Origin of the sequence: Sulfurimonas sp. (assembly GCF_023229105.1) — a bacterium.
GTDB lineage: Bacteria > Campylobacterota > Campylobacteria > Campylobacterales > Sulfurimonadaceae > Sulfurimonas.
The window spans coordinates 1-17,946 of the sequence record NZ_JALNZY010000022.1; the positions used below are offsets into that span (position 1 = coordinate 1).

19 protein-coding genes are annotated in these 17,946 nt (G+C 37.4%); 4 read left to right on the plus strand and 15 right to left on the minus strand.

The annotated features are described in order from the left end of the window. The 4 genes from M0Q17_RS04525 to M0Q17_RS04540 all read right to left on the minus strand — a co-directional run. On the minus strand, positions 1 to 759 hold a 759-nt coding region (locus M0Q17_RS04525; RefSeq protein WP_295083754.1), incomplete at its 3' end, for a flagellar hook-basal body complex protein. Positions 760 to 813: 54 nt separating this feature from the next. Continuing rightward, positions 814 to 2,070, minus strand: a complete 1,257-nt coding sequence (locus M0Q17_RS04530; protein ID WP_295083756.1) for a flagellar hook protein FlgE — start codon at positions 2,068 to 2,070, stop codon at positions 814 to 816. A 19-nt stretch (positions 2,071 to 2,089) separates the two neighbouring features. After that, the gene (locus M0Q17_RS04535) at positions 2,090 to 2,755 is read right to left on the minus strand and encodes a FlgD immunoglobulin-like domain containing protein (protein WP_295083758.1); all 666 of its coding nucleotides are present in this window, start codon (positions 2,753 to 2,755) and stop codon (positions 2,090 to 2,092) included. Between the two features lie 13 nt (positions 2,756 to 2,768). Then, on the minus strand, positions 2,769 to 4,355 hold the full coding sequence (locus M0Q17_RS04540) for a flagellar hook-length control protein FliK (RefSeq protein WP_295083759.1): 1,587 nt from the start codon (positions 4,353 to 4,355) through the stop codon (positions 2,769 to 2,771). A 95-nt stretch (positions 4,356 to 4,450) separates the two neighbouring features. Between M0Q17_RS04540 and M0Q17_RS04545 the strand changes: the two genes are divergently transcribed. Beyond that, the gene (locus M0Q17_RS04545) at positions 4,451 to 4,696 is read left to right on the plus strand and encodes a hypothetical protein (RefSeq protein WP_295083761.1); all 246 of its coding nucleotides are present in this window, start codon (positions 4,451 to 4,453) and stop codon (positions 4,694 to 4,696) included. 40 nt (positions 4,697 to 4,736) lie between these two features. On the opposite strand, the gene M0Q17_RS04550 is transcribed toward M0Q17_RS04545, so the two are convergent. Both M0Q17_RS04550 and M0Q17_RS04555 read right to left on the minus strand, forming a co-directional pair. Next, positions 4,737 to 5,717, minus strand: coding sequence for an argininosuccinate synthase domain-containing protein (locus M0Q17_RS04550; protein ID WP_295083763.1), 981 nt, complete (start codon positions 5,715 to 5,717; stop codon positions 4,737 to 4,739). A gap of 23 nt (positions 5,718 to 5,740) precedes the next feature. Next, positions 5,741 to 7,006 (minus strand): DEAD/DEAH box helicase, encoded by a 1,266-nt coding sequence (locus M0Q17_RS04555; RefSeq protein WP_295083765.1) that lies wholly within the window; start codon positions 7,004 to 7,006, stop codon positions 5,741 to 5,743. A gap of 97 nt (positions 7,007 to 7,103) precedes the next feature. Here M0Q17_RS04555 and M0Q17_RS04560 point away from each other — a divergent pair, with 97 nt between their 5' ends. Next, positions 7,104 to 7,979, plus strand: coding sequence for a hypothetical protein (locus M0Q17_RS04560; protein WP_295083767.1), 876 nt, complete (start codon positions 7,104 to 7,106; stop codon positions 7,977 to 7,979). Here M0Q17_RS04560 and dnaG read toward each other — a convergent pair. Next, on the minus strand, positions 7,969 to 9,621 hold the full coding sequence (gene dnaG / locus M0Q17_RS04565; protein WP_295083803.1) for a DNA primase: 1,653 nt from the start codon (positions 9,619 to 9,621) through the stop codon (positions 7,969 to 7,971). The two genes, M0Q17_RS04560 and dnaG, sit on opposite strands and share 11 nt — an antisense overlap. A gap of 437 nt (positions 9,622 to 10,058) precedes the next feature. Between dnaG and rpsU the strand changes: the two genes are divergently transcribed. Continuing rightward, complete coding sequence (gene rpsU, locus M0Q17_RS04570; RefSeq protein ID WP_295083768.1) at positions 10,059 to 10,271, plus strand: 30S ribosomal protein S21; 213 nt, start codon at positions 10,059 to 10,061, stop codon at positions 10,269 to 10,271. Positions 10,272 to 10,309: 38 nt separating this feature from the next. Here rpsU and dgt read toward each other — a convergent pair whose 3' ends face one another. The 8 genes from dgt to M0Q17_RS04610 form a co-directional block, all read right to left on the minus strand. Further along, positions 10,310 to 11,407 (minus strand): dGTP triphosphohydrolase, encoded by a 1,098-nt coding sequence (dgt, locus tag M0Q17_RS04575; RefSeq protein WP_295083770.1) that lies wholly within the window; start codon positions 11,405 to 11,407, stop codon positions 10,310 to 10,312. A gap of 12 nt (positions 11,408 to 11,419) precedes the next feature. Beyond that, complete coding sequence (locus tag M0Q17_RS04580) at positions 11,420 to 12,583, minus strand: GGDEF domain-containing protein (protein ID WP_295083772.1); 1,164 nt, start codon at positions 12,581 to 12,583, stop codon at positions 11,420 to 11,422. A gap of 39 nt (positions 12,584 to 12,622) precedes the next feature. Then, the gene (locus M0Q17_RS04585) at positions 12,623 to 13,180 is read right to left on the minus strand and encodes an alkylphosphonate utilization protein (protein ID WP_295083774.1); all 558 of its coding nucleotides are present in this window, start codon (positions 13,178 to 13,180) and stop codon (positions 12,623 to 12,625) included. Positions 13,181 to 13,193: 13 nt separating this feature from the next. Next, the gene (locus M0Q17_RS04590) at positions 13,194 to 13,406 is read right to left on the minus strand and encodes a hypothetical protein (RefSeq protein ID WP_295083776.1); all 213 of its coding nucleotides are present in this window, start codon (positions 13,404 to 13,406) and stop codon (positions 13,194 to 13,196) included. A 4-nt stretch (positions 13,407 to 13,410) separates the two neighbouring features. Next, positions 13,411 to 14,244: an FAD-dependent thymidylate synthase gene (locus tag M0Q17_RS04595; protein ID WP_295083778.1), complete on the minus strand. Its 834-nt coding sequence runs from the start codon at positions 14,242 to 14,244 to the stop codon at positions 13,411 to 13,413. A gap of 161 nt (positions 14,245 to 14,405) precedes the next feature. Continuing rightward, positions 14,406 to 15,053, minus strand: a complete 648-nt coding sequence (locus M0Q17_RS04600) for a protein-L-isoaspartate(D-aspartate) O-methyltransferase (RefSeq protein ID WP_295083780.1) — start codon at positions 15,051 to 15,053, stop codon at positions 14,406 to 14,408. Continuing rightward, the gene (locus M0Q17_RS04605; protein ID WP_295083782.1) at positions 15,037 to 15,777 is read right to left on the minus strand and encodes a carbon-nitrogen hydrolase family protein; all 741 of its coding nucleotides are present in this window, start codon (positions 15,775 to 15,777) and stop codon (positions 15,037 to 15,039) included. Before M0Q17_RS04605 ends, M0Q17_RS04600 begins: the two co-directional genes overlap by 17 nt. Further along, positions 15,764 to 16,786, minus strand: coding sequence for a ribonucleotide-diphosphate reductase subunit beta (locus M0Q17_RS04610; RefSeq protein WP_295083784.1), 1,023 nt, complete (start codon positions 16,784 to 16,786; stop codon positions 15,764 to 15,766). The genes M0Q17_RS04605 and M0Q17_RS04610 overlap by 14 nt, the downstream gene beginning before the upstream one ends. Positions 16,787 to 17,012: 226 nt before the next feature. Here M0Q17_RS04610 and M0Q17_RS04615 point away from each other — a divergent pair, with 226 nt between their 5' ends. Then, entirely contained in the window at positions 17,013 to 17,864 is an 852-nt protein-coding gene (locus M0Q17_RS04615; RefSeq protein ID WP_295083805.1) for a bifunctional methionine sulfoxide reductase B/A protein, read from the plus strand. Positions 17,865 to 17,946: the final 82 nt, after the last annotated feature.

Below are 17,946 nucleotides of genomic sequence, written 5' to 3' on the forward strand. Positions count from 1 at the left end.
CACTCCGCCTGATGTTACCTCAGAATTTACAAAAGACGCCCAAATACCTTGACCTGTCTGAAGATTAAATGCCTCCCCAGAGTCATTAAACAAAACACCCATATCACCTGATTCTATAGCATTTCCGTTTTTATCTAATGCGGGCGGGATTGGAAGTGCCGGCGGAGGTCCTGCGGGAACTTCATAAGCAGGCGAAAAAGTCTTAACCAAAGGACCTGAATTTAGATTTGCTTTTACAACAACATTTTGTGTTGGAGATGCAGGAGTAGTAAGTCCCGGCGGTATATTTATGTTTGTAATCGGTGCCGTAGCATCAACTAAACCTGTTGTTCTGTCTCTAAGCCAGCCCTGCACAATAAAACCGTTGTTATCGACAAAATTTCCGCCTGCATCAAATTTAAAGTCGCCTGAGCGAGTATATTTGTATGTATTTCCGCCATCCGGAGAGACTATGAAAAAACCGTCTCCTTGAATTGCAACGTCTGTATTTTTATCAGAATTTTGAACAGAACCCTGTGCAAAAATCTTAGTGATTGAGCTAGCGCTCGCACCAAGACCTACCTGCACGGGATTTTTACCACCTAGTGAGCCTTGAGGAGCAGTAGCAATTGCTTGCGTCTGAGCAAGAAGGTCAGAAAAGTTTGCACGTGAATATTTAAAACCTACAGTATTTACGTTTGCAATATTATTTGATTCTACGTCCATTGCAATTTGATGCGACTGTAGTCCGGACACACCGGAAAAAAGTGATTTTAACATTTTAAATCCTTCATTTATTAGTATAGTTAATTAGCATTTTATGTTCCAACTTTATTAAGCATTCATATTTAAGGCTTTTTGTAACATCTCATCTGCTGTTGTTATTGATTTTGAGTTCGCATCGTATGATCTTTGCATAATGATAATCTCTGTAAGACCGGCTGCCATCTCAACATTTGAACCCTCAAGCTTAAAGTTTGTAATATCCGTTCCTATAATATTTTTACCGTTTTCATCTTGAAAAAATATTGCCTTGCCACTATTTTGAGACTCTGCAAATCTTGAACTGCCTAAGCGTTCAAGTCCCCTATCGTTTTGAAAATGATATACTCCAATCTTTCCAACAGCACTTTGCATACCGTTAGAAAAAGTAGCGATTACCTCTGCATTTTTATTTATATCGTATCCAAGAAGATCTCCGGCTTCCATACCGTTTGCGGAGCTTGAGCCACTAAAAGTATCTCCTACGGATATAATACCGTCATATCCGCTGCCAAGATTTATGGCTACTTCTGTGCCGTTGTTATCTATGGATGTGAGTGTTGAAGATAGAAGAGCCCCTGAATCATCAAAACTTGCCGTGCCGTTACTTGAGCTGTAAATCTCTGTTCTATCAAGATTTTCAACTGTAGCGGCTATATCCCACTGAGCTCCCGGAGAGACCTGAGGAGTGCTCTTTGTAAACTCGAGTCTCAAATTGTTTCTATTGCTTTGTGCATCAACAATTTGTGTACTTATCACTCTTGCTTCATCCCCTGAGCCTAAATTTCCGTAAAAGGTTGCCTCGGTTGTCGGCTGAGACGGAAAAATCAGGTTTTCCGCAAAACGAAGCTTCTGTTGAGTATTTACATCCCCAAGCTCAACTTCTGCCAATTGCTCAGTCAATACTCCGTCTGTAACATTCTCTCCCATAGTTCCCAAAACATAATAACCGTCATTTGTGACTAAATTTCTATTTTTATCAAATGAAAAGGCGCCATCACGAGTATATATCGGTTTGCCCTCAGCTTGAATACCAAACCAGCCGTCACCTAAAATTGCCAGATCTGTGCTTCTATCGCTTAGTTGTATAACACCTTTGCCCTCATTCATAACAACTGAATTTAACTTTGAACCTATCCCAATACTGCTACTCACGCTTGAAGAAGCCGAGGCTGTAACAAGAGCCTCTTCAAAAAGTGATGAGAACTCTGTTGTATATCCACGAAATCCGACTGTATTTATATTTGCTAAATTATCAGAAATAACATCAATTCCATACTGATGCGTTTTAATTCCGTTTATTCCGGTATAAAAAGCCTGACTCATCATTTTAGTGCACCTCTGCTCTTTAGTAAATCTCTTTTACATCTGCGAGAGAGACATAATTAGAGCCAACTTTGAAATAGGTTTCGTTACCCTCAAATTTAACTGATTCTATAGGATACGCTCCAACTCTTGTTGTCAAATCATCGCCGTTAGGGTTTTTATAAGAAGCAGTCGCATAATAGATGCCGCTTTTGACTTGGTTTCCATTTGCGTCTGTTCCGTCCCATGTAAACTGATACACTCCCTTAGGATTTGTACCGACATCCAATGTCTTTATTACATTTCCGTTAACATCAAGTATCTCAACATTTCCTCTATCTATATCATCGGGAAAATAGACCTCAAAAGTAGTATCGCTTCCTTCATCAAAAACGATTGCATTACTCCCTATATCAGCTGTTTTACCGATAGCAGAGATGGTGCTAAACTGTTGTGAATTACCAAGTGAAGCTGCCAAATCCGATAACGCTTTATTGGTGTTTTCAGTAGCTTCTAGTGTCGCTAGCTGTGAAGTTTGCGTTAAAATTTTCTCGCTATCCATCGGCTCTGTCGGATCTTGATTTTGAAGCTCTACTAACAAAAGAGTCATAAAATCATCTTTATCCAAAACCGACTTGTCTTTTGTTTTTGCCGAAGCTGCATACTCTGCATTTGTCGCGGCATTTAAGCCTGTTGATGTAATTGCCATAGTGGTCTCTCCTTTATATATATCTTGGGGCTACAATCTCTAACGAGCTTAGTATCTCCTCATGTGCCTCTTCGCTCTCAAAATAGCTATACTCTTCATGAGCCTTCTGCTCATTTTGTCTCTGCTGATGTCCTCCACCCGCATTTGTATCGCCGCTTTGCGAACCGTCACTAAAATTTAATGTAGCATTATTTATTCCACTATTGCTTAACTGCGTCCTTAGCTCATTCGCATTCATGGCAAGCGTATTTACGGCAACATTGTTTGAGCTGATATTTACATGCAGGTTTTTGCCTCTTTGTACTATCGTCAAATCAACCTCTCCCAAATGTGCAGGATTGAGCTGAATCTTAACTCTAGTAAATGGCGATTTATAATCCTCAATAGCACTCTTTACATCGTTAGAAAGATATTTAATCATCTGCTTTGCTTCGTTTAATTTAACCTCAAAACTATCAGCTTTGTGTGTTGTTAATGATTCTGTTTTTGCAGATGAACTGCTTTGTTCGGAGGAGGAAGCATCCCCGGCTAGAAGCTGCTCCAATGTTTTTACACCATCCTGTACCGGACTTGGAGCAATCACTCTAGCAGTAGCTACGGAAAAATCAGCCGTTAACCCCAAAGTATTTTGAGATGTCTTCTCTTCACGAAGTAGAAGCTTGAGTGTCTCATCTGCTTTTGTCTTAGCTGTTTTTTCTTCTGTTTTTTGCATACTGTTTGCTTTAACCTGCACTATCTGCTCTGTTGTTGCATGTTGCTGCGGAGTTTGCGCTTTAAAAAGCAGCGTTTCCTTTATCTCTTTATGAGTAGTTTTTTCGCCGTTTTTTATCTCCTCTGTTACTTCTGCCTCTGTTCTTTGTGCATTTACAGCAGCACTATTTATCTTTTTTTCTTCAATGTTAATATTTTTCTTAAGAGGTATTTCTTCTTTAAAAGAATCTAAACGGACCTCTTTTGACATTTCTGGGCGTACCTCTTTTTCTAAGCCACTTCTCTTTTCTTGAACTGCATCTTTTAGCAGTTCAGCGTCTACTCTCTTTTGCGCAGGTGTCTCTTTTGGTATCTCTGCGTGCAACTCTTTTAAGTTTGTATCATTTTTAACACCCGCTTTTAACTCTTCAAAGCTAATTTTGCTGACGTCAATACCAAATTTTTTAGCAGCTTCAACTAAACCGCCTAGAGTTTTTGGAAGCTCTTTTATTTCTGCTTTTTTGTATCCGTCACTATTTTGGATTTTTTCTTTGAGATAGTTTTTTGCCTCGGCTATCAAGCCTCTCATATCCTCTTTAGTAAGAGAAGATGCGAGTTTTGGATTTAACTCTAAGAGCTCCTCTTTATCTACTAGCAGAGTTAATTTATCTTCACTCTTTAAAAGAGAGAGATTTTTTTCCGACTTTATGCCAACTTGTGCAGGTTTAACGTCTTTAACGTCACCGCCCAGTGCTAAAATCAGAGAACCGTTTTGAACACCCTTGCCCTCTTTTTTTTCACTTGCTCCCCTTAGAAGATCTGAAAATGAACTGCCCTTCTCATTTTTTGGGGTTACAAGAGCTAAGGGCGATGATGAGCCGCTTTTACTTTTAGCATCTAGCAATACCACTTTGCACCACCTTTTTACTCATAGATTTTATTAAAGTAGTAGCATAAATTATTCCAATATTAAAAATATTAAAAAAATAGATATAATTTTGAACTATGAAATTATTACTCTTACTATTTCCGATACTCTTAATTGCCAAAACTCCTTTTGATTCAAAAGTTATTGCTTTTGACATGTCCGCTTATGAGACAAAAAAAAATGAGCTAAATGAGAGTGCGGGTAAAAACAGTAAAATCAAGTGCAGAGTTGTATGTGATAAAAAAGTATATAAAGAGCAGAAGATTTCAGATGCGATAAAGTTTTACAAAAACTCTAAAGAGTATGATTTTAATAAAAATTAAAATCATAAAAGCAGTAGCATCTAAATTTCTAAATATAAAATTACATTATGGTGTATGGCGCTAACTCTTCTCGAGAGTCAAATGCCCTTGCTTGAAGTTCCTCTTCTTGGTTAAAGGAGAGTGAATAGTTCTCCTCCTTTTGTGTTTTGCAATAGGTAAGAATTATTTTTGCCGCCAACTCTTTATCTGCCTTTGTAGCATTTTTGCTAAGAAGCGAGTGAGGACCTGGAAGTGCTATAGTCTTTATATGATAATATTTATCATTCTGTATCTCTTGAAGATGTGCATTCTCATCTTTATTTCTTCCTACAACCAGTTTTGCTCCATCAGGAAGCCTTAAATGGCGCCCAAATTTCATAACAGGAATATCTTTTACCTCAAACGTATCATATTTTATAAAATCAAACATCTTCTTGGCAAAATTTGCATCTGTTAAAAGACAGCCTCCTCCGGGACTCTCAAAATCTTCTAATCCTATCTCCTTTGCAAGCTCTAGCTGCCTGTCACGGCTTCTTCCCACAATTTCTTCAAGTTTGTCTCTATCTACCCAGCCCTCTATCTCAGCGATTGTAGGCTCAAGGGCTTTTGCAGATAGCGGACGCAGTAGCAACCCCTCACAATTACTCTCGTTTAAAACAGTTTGCATTGCATCTTTGTTTTGGCTCATAGGACGCTGTCCTAAAACCTCGCCGCTTATTAAAAACGAGGCACCTTCTGCCTCCATAACTCTTTTTGCCACGCTAAACATCTTTGCATGACAATCTATACATGGGTTGAAATTTTTACCGTATCCATGTTTTGGGTCAAAAAGTACATCTTGCAAAAATTCACTCTCAATATCTATGATTTTTAGCTCTGCTCCGACTTGTTCACACATGTTTTGCATATGTTCAAGCCTGTCTTTCGTGCTTCCAAAGCCGGTATTGATATTTACAGCCAAGACTTTTATGCCTTGATCTATTATAAGTTTTATTGCTAAAGTTGAGTCTAACCCGCCGCTAAATAGTGCGATTGCTTTCATCCTACTCCTTATAAAATTGATAATTATATACTATTTCTGTTTTTTCTTCTAGAGTGCTCTTTTTTAGGACTCTGTGGTGCTTTGTTTTGTGCTCTGCCTCTGGAGTTTGAACCTCTGCCACCACCTTGATTTATAGGCTCTGCTTTAATGCTAGGATCTGGTTTAAAATCTTTTAGCCAAACCTTTTGGATATCGTTTTTTATCAACTTCTCTATATTTGCCAAATACTCATGTTCATCTATACACACAAGAGAAATCGCTTCGCCCTCATTTCCGGCACGCCCCGTTCGCCCTATTCTATGAATATAATCCTCGGGTACGTTTGGAAGCTCATAATTTATCACATGAGGAAGCTGATCTATATCTATCCCTCTCGCTGCAATATCCGTTGCAACCAAAACCCTAACTTCCCCTTTTTTAAAGTCGTCCAATGCTTTTGTTCTTGCATTTTGACTCTTGTTTCCATGAATGGCAACAGCAGTTATACCATCTTTTTCCAACTGCCCCGTAAGACGGTTTGCTCCATGTTTTGTTCTTGTAAATACAAGCACCTGCTTCCATTTTCCCTCATTAATAAGGTGTGCCAAAAGCTCGCGCTTGCGCTCTTTATCCACCGGATAAACTACCTGCTTCACACTCTGAGATGCTATGTTTGGACGCGCAACTTCTATAAGTACGGGGGAGTTTAATAATTTATCCGAGAGTTTTTTAATCTCCTCAGAATACGTAGCTGAAAACAGTAGAGTTTGCTTCTGCTTGGGAAGAATCGCCAATATCTTTTTAATATCATTAATAAAACCCATATCCAGCATTCTATCTGCTTCATCTAGTATAAGAAACTCAACATCCCTTAAATCTATGCTCTTTTGTGATACATGGTCTAAGAGTCGCCCCGGTGTTGCAATAACTATATCAACACCTTTTTTCAGCTTTGTCAACTGCGGATTGATTTTAACTCCTCCAAAGATAATTGCTGATTTAAACGAAAGATATTTTCCATAAACCTCAACGCTCTCACCGACTTGTGCAGCTAATTCTCTTGTGGGAGTGATTATAAGTGCTCTGATGCTCTGCTTTGACTTTGCAGGTTTTGTGCTACTTAAGAGTTCGAGTAAAGGCAGCGTAAAACCGGCAGTCTTGCCAGTTCCTGTCTGCGCGCCTGCTAAAATATCTTTTCTGCTTAAAATTACCGGTATTGCTTGTTTTTGGATGGGTGTGGGTTCGCTATAACCCTGTTCTTTGACAGCTTTTAGTAGAGGAGCTGATAAACCTAACGTGCTAAATGACATTCTTTTCCTGATTTGTAGTATTTGTAGATAATAGCATAATTTATGCTAATATGAGATATAATGTAAGTTAAATTTAAAACCCCTCTTAGGACACATTATGCCAAGTAGCCAAATAACTCTAAAACACAACAAACATCGTATTCATCCATGTCCTAATGCTAAAAAATTATCACTTCTTAACCTGCTAATAGAACAAAACAACAACCTTGACACTATAGTTGTAACAACTCAAGATAGCAGCACAATAAAAAATGGATTAAAAAATGAGAATGTTAAAGTTCTTAGTGACACTGAACTCTCAAAACTGCCAGAGTTAAAATACGAACTACTTATCAGCTACGATTTGCCATCTGATGCTAATCTTTACATATCAAGAGTTATTAGGGCTACTGAGTGTGCACTTATTTTACTTGATATTAGCGAACAAAAACAGCTCTATCCTATAGAGACTCTTTTAAAGAGAGTCATAAAACAGGAGATTATTGCAGGTTTTGAATATGAAGAGCAAGAGAACATGAAGATAGCTAAGCCCGCTTTAAAATCAAAAAGAGAGTATGCATTTAATCCGGATGCAGACACTAAACCAAAATATGAAAAAAAGTCTTCTGATAAACCTAGATATGACAAACCAAAAAGTGATGACAACAAACGCAAGAGCTTTGAGAAACCAAAATATGATAAGCCAAAAAGTGGTGCTGAAGGTTTTGAAAGAAAACCTTTTGAAAAACCTAAAAGAGATGGCGAAAGCTCCGAAAGAAAACCTTTTGAAAAACCTAAAAGAGATTCTAAAAAACCAAATAAATTTTTAGGCAAAGATGAAAACGGCAAGCCAAAATTTTCAGGTAAAAGTGGCGAGAGAAACCATCGTCATGACGGAAAACCAAAAGAGGGGCAACAAGCACCTAAAAATGTTGGAAGAAAGATATCTATAAAAGAGCGCAAGCCAAAAAATAGTGACGATGCTAACTCTTAAAAGCTACAAGCTCACCTTTTTGTAGCTGTGAGATTTTTTCTCTGTATCTACGAATAAAAAAAGCCTTCTCTTCAAAAGATATCTCCTTTTGCATGTTTACCTTCTTGTACTCGCGTTCATAATGTTTCGTTAAAAATGCGATTAGCTCCGCCCTTAGAGCCTCCTCATTTTTTAGAGGTTTTATCTGCTCATCTACAGAGATTGCCATCAACAAAGGTTCCTCAAGTCTTCCTCTAAGCGCCAAGGCGAACTCATGTGAGTGAAACTGTAAAAGAGACGGATCTAAAACATCTAGTATCTGGTCTATAAATTCGGGATGCTCTAAAACTGTTTTTATAAGTGTTAATTCCCACATATCTTTATGACGGCTTCTATCATCAACGGGTCTGCTGATGTCAGTGTTAGTTTGCTTAGCCAGTCTTACAAATGATGGATTGATTCCTAGCCTTTGTGCCAAGTACGATTTATATCTGTCTTGAAGCATAGCCGAGAGGGTTTTTAGATAGCCTATTGCCTCTTGCATACATAGCTCTTTTGCTTTAGGATCAGAGAGATTGTAGAGCGAGAGTATCTCATCTATAACAAACTCTATAAAAGGCTGGGGAGTTCTAAACATCTCTGAAAGCTCCTCTATTGCACCCTTTTGTACCATATCGGCGGGGTCCAAACCTGTTCCAAAGATAACAACTCCACCGCTAAATCCACTTGCACTTAAAAGCTTTGATGCTCTAAGCGCTGCCGCGCGCCCCGCTTTATCTCCATCATAAGCCATGACAATCTCAGGCTCTCCCTTTCTTAAAAGCGGAAGATGTTCAGAGGTAAGCGCGGTACCTAATGTTGCAACGGCGTTATCAAATCCTGCTTGATGCAGCATTATAACATCTAGATAACCCTCTGTTATAACCATCTGTTTTGTTTTGTAGATGCTCTGTTTGGCATGATGATAAGCATAAAGAAGACGCGACTTGTTAAAAAACGGTGTCTCGGGAGAGTTTATGTATTTTGCCTGATGCCCCGTTATCGTTCTGCCGCCGAAGCCGACTATAGTACCGTTTGCAGAGTGGATGGGAAATGTTATTCGCTCTATAAATCTAGCATACGCTCTTCCATTTTCTCTACCGATTATACCCATCTCTAAGGCTTCATTCATGTTTAAAAGTTCAGAATTTATATAGTTTATCGTGCTATTTGAATCAGGCGCATAACCTATGCCGAACTTCTCTACGCTCCCCTCATAAATCCCACGCTCTTTTATATATGAGAGAGCCGAAGGATTTTTCATAAGCAGATATTGGTACTGGCTACAAATTTTTTCCATAATCCGTGAGCGTGGTTTATCTTTTTTACCCTCACTGTACGAGAGGGAGAAGTTAGTTGAGGAGGCGAGCTTTTCAAGGGCTTGTGGATAACTTAATTTTTCATACTCCATAACAAACTTGATGCTATCGCCACCCGCACCACAACCAAAACAGTGATATATCTGCTTAGCGGGGCTCACTACGAACGAAGCTGTTTTTTCATCGTGAAAGGGGCATGGAGCTTTGAAATTTGCGCCCACTTTTCTAAGTTCCACATACGAACCTACTACATCAACAATATCAAGGCGTGCTTTTAGGGCTTCTATGGAGTCTTGGGTAATCATGTTTGAATTATACAAAAATGTTCGTTAAAGGGAGTTTGCAGAGATTTGCTTGCGAGTCACTAAAACAGGTCATATTAAGACCTATTTTAGAAGGAGAAATAAAATTTTAGATATTAATAAATATCTGTACTCGGATGATTTGGTTTATCAATCTGAGTATTTGTATCTTTTATATCGTAATGAACGATATTTTCAGCTTGGAGGACACCCAACGTTAAAGTTACTGTTAAAATGAATGTTTTCATTTTTTTCCCTTGGTAAGAACGCGTTACGCTCTAGTTTTTTAAATCAGAGAAATTTTATCCTATTTAGAAAAGGGGTTCCTTGATTTGTATCAACATTTCAAAAAAATAGGTAAAGACTCTAAATAAAAATTTAAATGAAGATATTTATGATATAATTCGACTCCAAATTTTAAAGAAAGTAGGTGATGTGAAATGCCAGGTATCGTACTACGCAGTGATGATAATTTTGATGCATCTTACCGCCGTTTCAAGAAGCAGACTGACCGTAACTTAATCGTTACAGAAGCTCGTGCTCGCCGTTTCCATGAGACGGAAACTGAAAAACGTAAGAAATTCTTAATTGCATCTCGTAAGAAAATGCTTAAGCGTCTTTATATGATGAGACGCTACGAATCACGCCTCTAATATAAGCCTTCGGGCTTATATCTTAATCTACAACTCAGTTACAGTTTCCCATACATCTCATTATAAAACGATAGCGCATGTCTATCACTCATAGAAGCTATATAATCAGCAATAACCCTATGTTTATTTCTGCCGAGCAACTGCTCACGATAAAATTTCGGAAGCATCTTTGGCTCCTCATTTAAACCGCTGTAGAGACCTTTTATAGCCTGCTTGCCTGCAAACATCTTTATCATAATATCTTTATGTTGATAGAGTTTTGAAAAAAGTAGTTTTTTAAGTTTTTTTATCTCTAATTCAAGTTTTGGCTCAAATCCAATAGGTAGCTCAGTTTTGCTGTCAAGCGTTGCACAGAGTATTTCAGAGTTGTCAACTTTGTCTTTTGAGAACTCTATAAGCGAATAAACCAAACGGTTGATAAGATGTGAAACAAATCGATAGCGAAACATCTCATCCTCCTGCTCGCTGACTCCCTCTTTTTTTACCTTCTCTAAAATCTCTTTTATCAGCTTGCTCTCTTTCAAATCATCAAAACTAATCAGCCCTGAATTCACACCATCATCTATATCATGGGTTATATAAGCAATCTCATCGGCGCGGTCAACTATCATCGCCTCAATGCTTGGATGTGTCTGAAGATGAAACTGCTCATCTATAATAGGGGGCAAAAAACTTTTTTTGTATGGGTATGAGTGTTTAAGTATTCCCTCTAGCGTTGCAAATGTAAGATTTAACCCACTAAAATCGTTATATCTCTTCTCTAGTGAGGAAACAACTCTAAAGCTTTGAAAGTTATGATCAAAACCATTTTTAAATCCATCATCTTTTAAGCACTCATCAAGCGTATCGCCGCCAATATGCCCAAAAGGGGTATGTCCTAAATCATGTGAGAGCGCGATTGCTTCAGCTAGTGATTCATTTAAGCCTAGATGAGATGTAATCGAGCGAGCAATCTGAGAAACCTCTATAGAGTGTGTCAGACGTGTACGAAAAAAATCTCCCTCCTGATTTAAAAAAACTTGCGTCTTATACTCAAGCTTTCTAAAGCTTCCGGAGTGAATAACCCTGTCTCTGTCCCTTGCATAGGGATTTCTAAAATCTTTATCTATTTTATAAAATCTATAATTTGCCTGCATGTATACCTTTTTCTATGCTTTTATTACCTGGTTTCTTCCCGCTTTTTTTGCTTTATAAAGAGCATTGTCTGCTCTTTTCATGACCGCAAACGAATCTTTGTCTTTGGAGCTTTTTTGTACAACTCCGGCTGAAATATTTATATATATTGTTTTAGAACTATTCTTATTCCTAACAATAAAGGGACTTTTTGCAATGGTATCTCTTAGTGTATCCGTTTGCATGAAAGACTCATCCACATCTTTTGATGGAAAAAGAAGCACAAACTCTTCTCCCCCGTATCTATAAGCCTTTCCGCCGCCTCCAACATTTGCAAGCTTTGAAGCAACCATCTTTAAAACCTCATCGCCCGTGTCATGTCCGTATGTGTCATTAAACTTCTTAAAATGATCAATATCTATCATGGAAAGAGAGTACCTGATGCCAAGCTTTGCCATATCCTCCACCAGCGCTCTTCTTCCTGGAAGTGATGTCAACTCATCATAAAAAGCTAGACGATAGGACTCCCTTATAAGTAAAATAAAGATAATTATGCCAATTGCAAGCATTGAAAGCTCATTTGCATGGGGCATTTTTATAAAATAAAAACCTGCATAAAAAGTTATAACAATTACCAAAAAGGAGCCATTGTAGAGCAGATATCTGCTAAACATTAGAAGTATGCCCATTATAAAGAGCACAAAAATAGCAACTCCAACAGATAAATCCTGCAATGGGTAAAAAGAGATGGCAAAGAGTTTAATCTTTAGCAGAGCTATCAACTCACTATTTGGATAAGCGATGAAGTATGAAACGACTCCTATCTCCAATAAAAAAAACAGGATTTTTAAAATACCCCAGATTGAGAAAAGTCCCCTCTCTCTTAGAGATAAAAAAAGAAGCAGATGCAGCGGATAAAGTACAGAGGCGTAAAAAAACAGATCTGTTTTTTTACTAGCACTAAGATACTCAAATCCCAAGCTTATAAGCAGTAGCGGTATAATTATAAATATAAATCTATTGCGGTTAAAGTGCCAAGAAACCCATACGATAAGTGCACTTATCGCATAAAAGAGGTATGGTACAAGGCTAAATATAATCTTAGGGATTTTAGCCTCATAAAATGTTATAAGCGTAAATACCGAAAATATAAAAAACGGTATTGATATATTTATGGCTACTGATTTTAGAGAATTCATATATACCTTTTATATCAAACTTGCAAAAGCAAAAAAAATTTACGCTTTTTTCAAAAACTCTGTTTTTAGATAAATTTTAGTTCCGTTTACTCGTCCCTCTACATGGTCTGGCACATCTTGAGGAATCGTAATATTTTTAACCATAGTGCCTCTTTTTGCGGTAAAGCCTGCGCCCTTGACCTCTAAATCTTTAATGATTACAACACTATCTCCTGCACTCAAAACGACACCGTTAGAGTCCTTTAGGAGTGCATTTTTTGACTCGCTTTTCAAGCCGGCATCAGCCCAAGCTTTTATATCATCTTCCATGTATATCATATCAACCAAATCTTCTCTACCAAGACTCTTTAATAGTCTATATGACATAACCGCAACAGCAGGAACAGCACTCCACATGCTATCATTGAGGCAGTTAAAGTGCGTCTCATCCATTTTGTCTGGATTTTCTATCTGCTCTTTACATGTTGAACATACATATATTGACTGCTGTGCACTTGCATCTGAGGGAGAAACTTCTAAAACACTCAATCCTTCGCTACTTCCACAAAGTTCACAAACACCCCCGCTTCTGACTTCCAACTCTTTTTCTACGCTCATTTTTTCTCCTTGATTATTTTTTAAACTCTAGTAAATCTTCATTGCTTAAAGGTTTTGTTTTTGTGTTATCAAAAGCTTTTTGCGCCTCTTCTTCATTGTAGTTTCTGCACTTTTCTATCATTTGGGGATCAGAGTTTGGTCCTATATTTTCGCACATTGCAAAATTAAACTCAAAATATGAGCACCCGCTAAATAAAAAACTGCCTATTAAAATATACTTCCACATTTACTCAACCTTTTTTAATTATCAAATCTAAATATTTTGAGGGTGTCTTTCTCATCATCTCTTGCGCAAGCCATCTTATCTGAAAATAAGCAGCACCGCTGTTTCTTAGCGTTAAGTAGTTTTTCAGACTTCTAAGATTAAATGTTACAACCATGTCAACTTTTACATTATCTGTTATTATATGCTTAAAAGCATCTCCGACATTTCTTTTCTTTTTTCCACCCTCAAGCGCATTAAAAAGCGCTTCAGGATTACCGCTAAACTCTTCTAGAGAATTTAATGAGCTTTTTGCCACGGCAATTTCATTAAAATTTTTTACTATTTTTTCTTGATATTTTAGTTTGTCATACATTGCACCGATTTCAATTTTGTTATACTCTTTATCAGAAGTTACAAACATATCAAAACTAAGAATTTTGTCTATAAAAAAATCTTTATCGCTATTTGTCTGTGAAGCTACAAAAGCATTTATAACTGAACTCATCGTATAGCGTGTACTTCTTACGCTTATGGCCTGCATACGATGACGGGCGTGCTCTTGAAGAACGCCTCTGCTTGTTCCTCTTATCAAAAAACTTAAATTTACATGTTCCAAAATAGAGTGATGAAAGTGTGTCCAAGCCAAGTCATGAAGCAGATTTGACTCTTGTATTGAGTTTATCTCTTTACATGTAGAATCATCTGGTATATGATTTTCAATATACTTTATAGCTTCGTTTTCACTGTTTTGAAATGAGTCATAACATGTTCTTGCCGCGGCTTCAGCTACGCCTATACCAGTCTCTTGCATCAAAATTACTTCAGGTTTTGAGTAATTTATGCCATACATCTCTTCCATAATTTGTCCTAGTTTAGATTGGTGTATTTTACAATAAAAAACTTATTTAAGCCACTACATAAAGATACTAACACCTGTAGCAAAAATTTTCAAAGGGATAAAATTCGCTGTTTAAAAATCATCTACTTTCTAGCATAAGAGTAAAAAAGTAATCTTCTCTACTATTTTTGTATTCCATTTAATACAGGAACAAAATCACACTCTTCTAACTCCTCTTTTTGCAAGGAGGTGCCTCTTTTTTTAAAACGCACAATAATCTGTTTAGCTCCGACTTGCATGGGAGCTAGTAAAACCCCTCCCTCGCAAAGTTGTTCAAAGAGTTTTGCAGGTATCTCCTTTGCCGTTGCCGAAAAAAGGATTCTGTCATATGGAGCATACTGCGCCCAGCCGTTTTGCCCATCATCATGTCTTGTGTGAATATTGCTGATGCTAAGCTTTCTAAAACGCGCCTTTGCTTCTAAGATAAGCGGCTCTATCCTCTCTATAGTAAAAACTCCGCGAAATAGATGTGATAAGACGGCAGCTTGATAACCGCTTCCACAACCTATCTCTAAGACCCTGTCAGCACCTTTTGGCTCAAGATACTCTGTCATTTTTGCAACCGTTAACGGCGAGCTTATCCACTGAGCCGAACCCATAGGCAGAGCGTCTAGTTTATAGGCATTATGCCTAAAACCTGCCGGAACAAACTCTTCCCTATTGGTTTTTGCTATTGCATCCTTGACGCTTTGACTCAAAGAGAATTTTTTATGGCACTCCTCGGCTAGTTTTGCTGTTTTTGTTGCGGTTATTCTATCCAATGCCCACATCCATATATCTTCTCATTTTAACTATCTCTTTTTCATTATATTTAAGCTCCAAGCAAGCCTTATTTTCATTTCTCACATCTTTACCATGTGGAGTTATAATCCCGCTCATTTTTGTACACTCTTCGTTTTGTGAGTCACTTGCAATAACATAACACTGATTAATAATAGCAAGCGCTCTTGTCATGACCATAAAATGCTCTACCCTTAGAACTCCCCACCATGAAGGCACGGCGATAACATCACACCCCTCAAGCTTTTGCCAAAACTCTTTAAAACGAAGCTCAAAACAGATTAAAATGCCTATTTTAATGCCATCAACTTCAACAATCTTAATATCTTCTCCGTCCCCTTCTGACATATATTTATGCTCCTCGCCAAAACGAAAAAGTTTTGCCTTTGCTCTCTCATAAACAACCTCTCCATTAAAAAAAATCTTAGCAAAATTAAAAACATTACCTTCTCTTTTTTCAAGCATAGTTAATATGATTATTTTTTTGTAAGAGGCTTTTTTTAACTCCTCTTCGGCTACCTTAAAAAACTCTACGGCTTTATCTAAGTTTTCATAATCAAAACCAGTTATAGCAACTTCAGGAGCAACGATTAGTGATTTTTCTGGAGCTTTTTCTACTAACGCTAAAAGAGTTTGTAAGTTAGTGTTATAGTTTTTTGTCGTTTCAAAAAGAAGCGAGCAGAGTTTATACCCGCTCCCTTTAGAAGTCGTCATCAAAGCTTAAGCTTCCTTTTGAGTAGTTTGCAACCGTTCCTTCAAAAAAGTTTGTTTTTTGGTCATTAAATTTTGAGAAATCATCGACCCATTTTATAGGATTTGCTACATTGTAGAGTTTATCAAAGCCCACACTATATAATCTGTCATCCGCAAGATATTGAATATACTGCTCTATAATTGCGTCCGTAAGTCCTAAAACTTGCCCGCCTGTGATATATTTTCCCCAGTTTGACTCAAGCCTGACCGCCTCCTTGAACATCTCTACAACTTCATTTCTAAGCTGCTGTGTAAAGAGATCGGGTCTCTCTTTTCTAAGCGAATTGATAAGATTTTGGAAAAGTACCAAATGCGTCACTTCATCTCTTTGGATGAAGCGTATCATCTGAGCAGATCCTAGCATCTTGCCGCTTCTTGCAAGTGTATAAATATACGCAAACCCACTGTAAAAGTAGATACCCTCAAGTATCTGATTTGCAAAACATGCTTTTACGAAGTTATGCTCGGTCGGATTTTTAGAAAGTTCCTCATAAACAGCTGCTATCGCATCATTTTTACTTTTAAGCATCATGTCGCGTCGCCAGAGGTCATAAATCTCTTTGGAGTTTGCAGAGATGCTATCAACCATAACTGCATAACTTTGTGAATGAAGTGCCTCTTCATAAGCTTGACGAACCAAAATAAGATTAATTTCTGGAGATGTTACATAGGGGTTTATATTGTCCATAATATTGTTTGTTTGTAGGGAATCCATGAAAATAAGCTGCGCAAGTGCTTTATCATAAGCTGCTTTTTCAACATCGGTAATCTGTTTATAGTCGCTTACATCACGCGTCATGTCAACTTCTTTTGGAAACCATGTATTATTTAGCATCATCTCCCAAAGATTATATGCCCATTGATATTTTATATCGTTAAGCTCAAATATTCCAGTCGGGTTACCACCAAATATTCTTCTTTCGTTGATGCTTTCGTTTGATTCAGGATTATATATCTTTTTTCTATTCATCTCTTCTCCTAAAAATTCAGTATAGGATTATATCTATATGAAGGTTTTTTTTTGATAAAAGCAATATTATAAATTTTACTCAAATAAAATATCTCTATCTTACATAAAATTTTAAAGCGTATAATAGAACAAATTCAAAAAGGAGTAATGTGTGAAAAATTTTATAATTTTCATACTCATAATAATTACTATGAATGCATCTGATTTAAAACCATGGGGTTCAAAAATAGAAAAACTTAGCCAAGAGGAAAAAAATATAGTTATCAACAAAGGTACTGAGCGGCCTTTTTCAGGTAAATATACAAATGAGAAATCAAGAGGGATTTACACATGCAAGATTTGTGATGCTCCGCTTTATGACTCTAGTGATAAGTTTGATTCTGGCTCAGGCTGGCCAAGCTTTGATGATGCGATAGAGGGTGCCATTAAGAGAGTTCCCGATAGTGACGGCAGACGTGTAGAGATAGTCTGCGCCAACTGCGGTGCACATTTGGGTCATGTTTTTGAGGGCGAGGGTTTTACTTCCAAAAACACAAGACACTGTGTTAACTCATTATCGCTAAATCTTAAAAAAAAGCCTGATATTAAAGATGAAAATCTCTCCTATGCTTACTTTGCAGGCGGCTGTTTTTGGGGTGTAGAGTATTATCTGGAAAAATTAAACGGTGTAAGGGAGGTAATCTCAGGTTTTATGGGTGGACATGTAAAAAATCCTAGCTACTATGATGTTGTCCGCTCAAATACTGGGCATCTTGAAGCCGTTGAAGTTATTTATGACAAAAATAAAATATCTTACGAAGAGATAGCTAAGACTTTTTTTGAGATTCACGATCCCACTCAAACTAATGGACAAGGTCCTGATATAGGAGAACAGTATCTCTCCGCAGTTTTTGTAAATAACCAACAAGAGAGAGAAATAGCATCTAAGCTGATAGCAAAACTTGAAGCCAACGGCTATAAAGTTGCCACTAAGATAGTTGAAAAATCGGAATTTTATCCGGCAGATGAGAGTCATCAAAACTATTATGGGAAAAAGGGAAGTACACCCTACTGTCATGGATATATAAAGAGATTTTAACTGATATAATTCATCCATTTTTTTAAAAAACTTCGTTTTGTGGCAGGGACAAATGTCCTAAAAACCGCCATTTTACACCAGA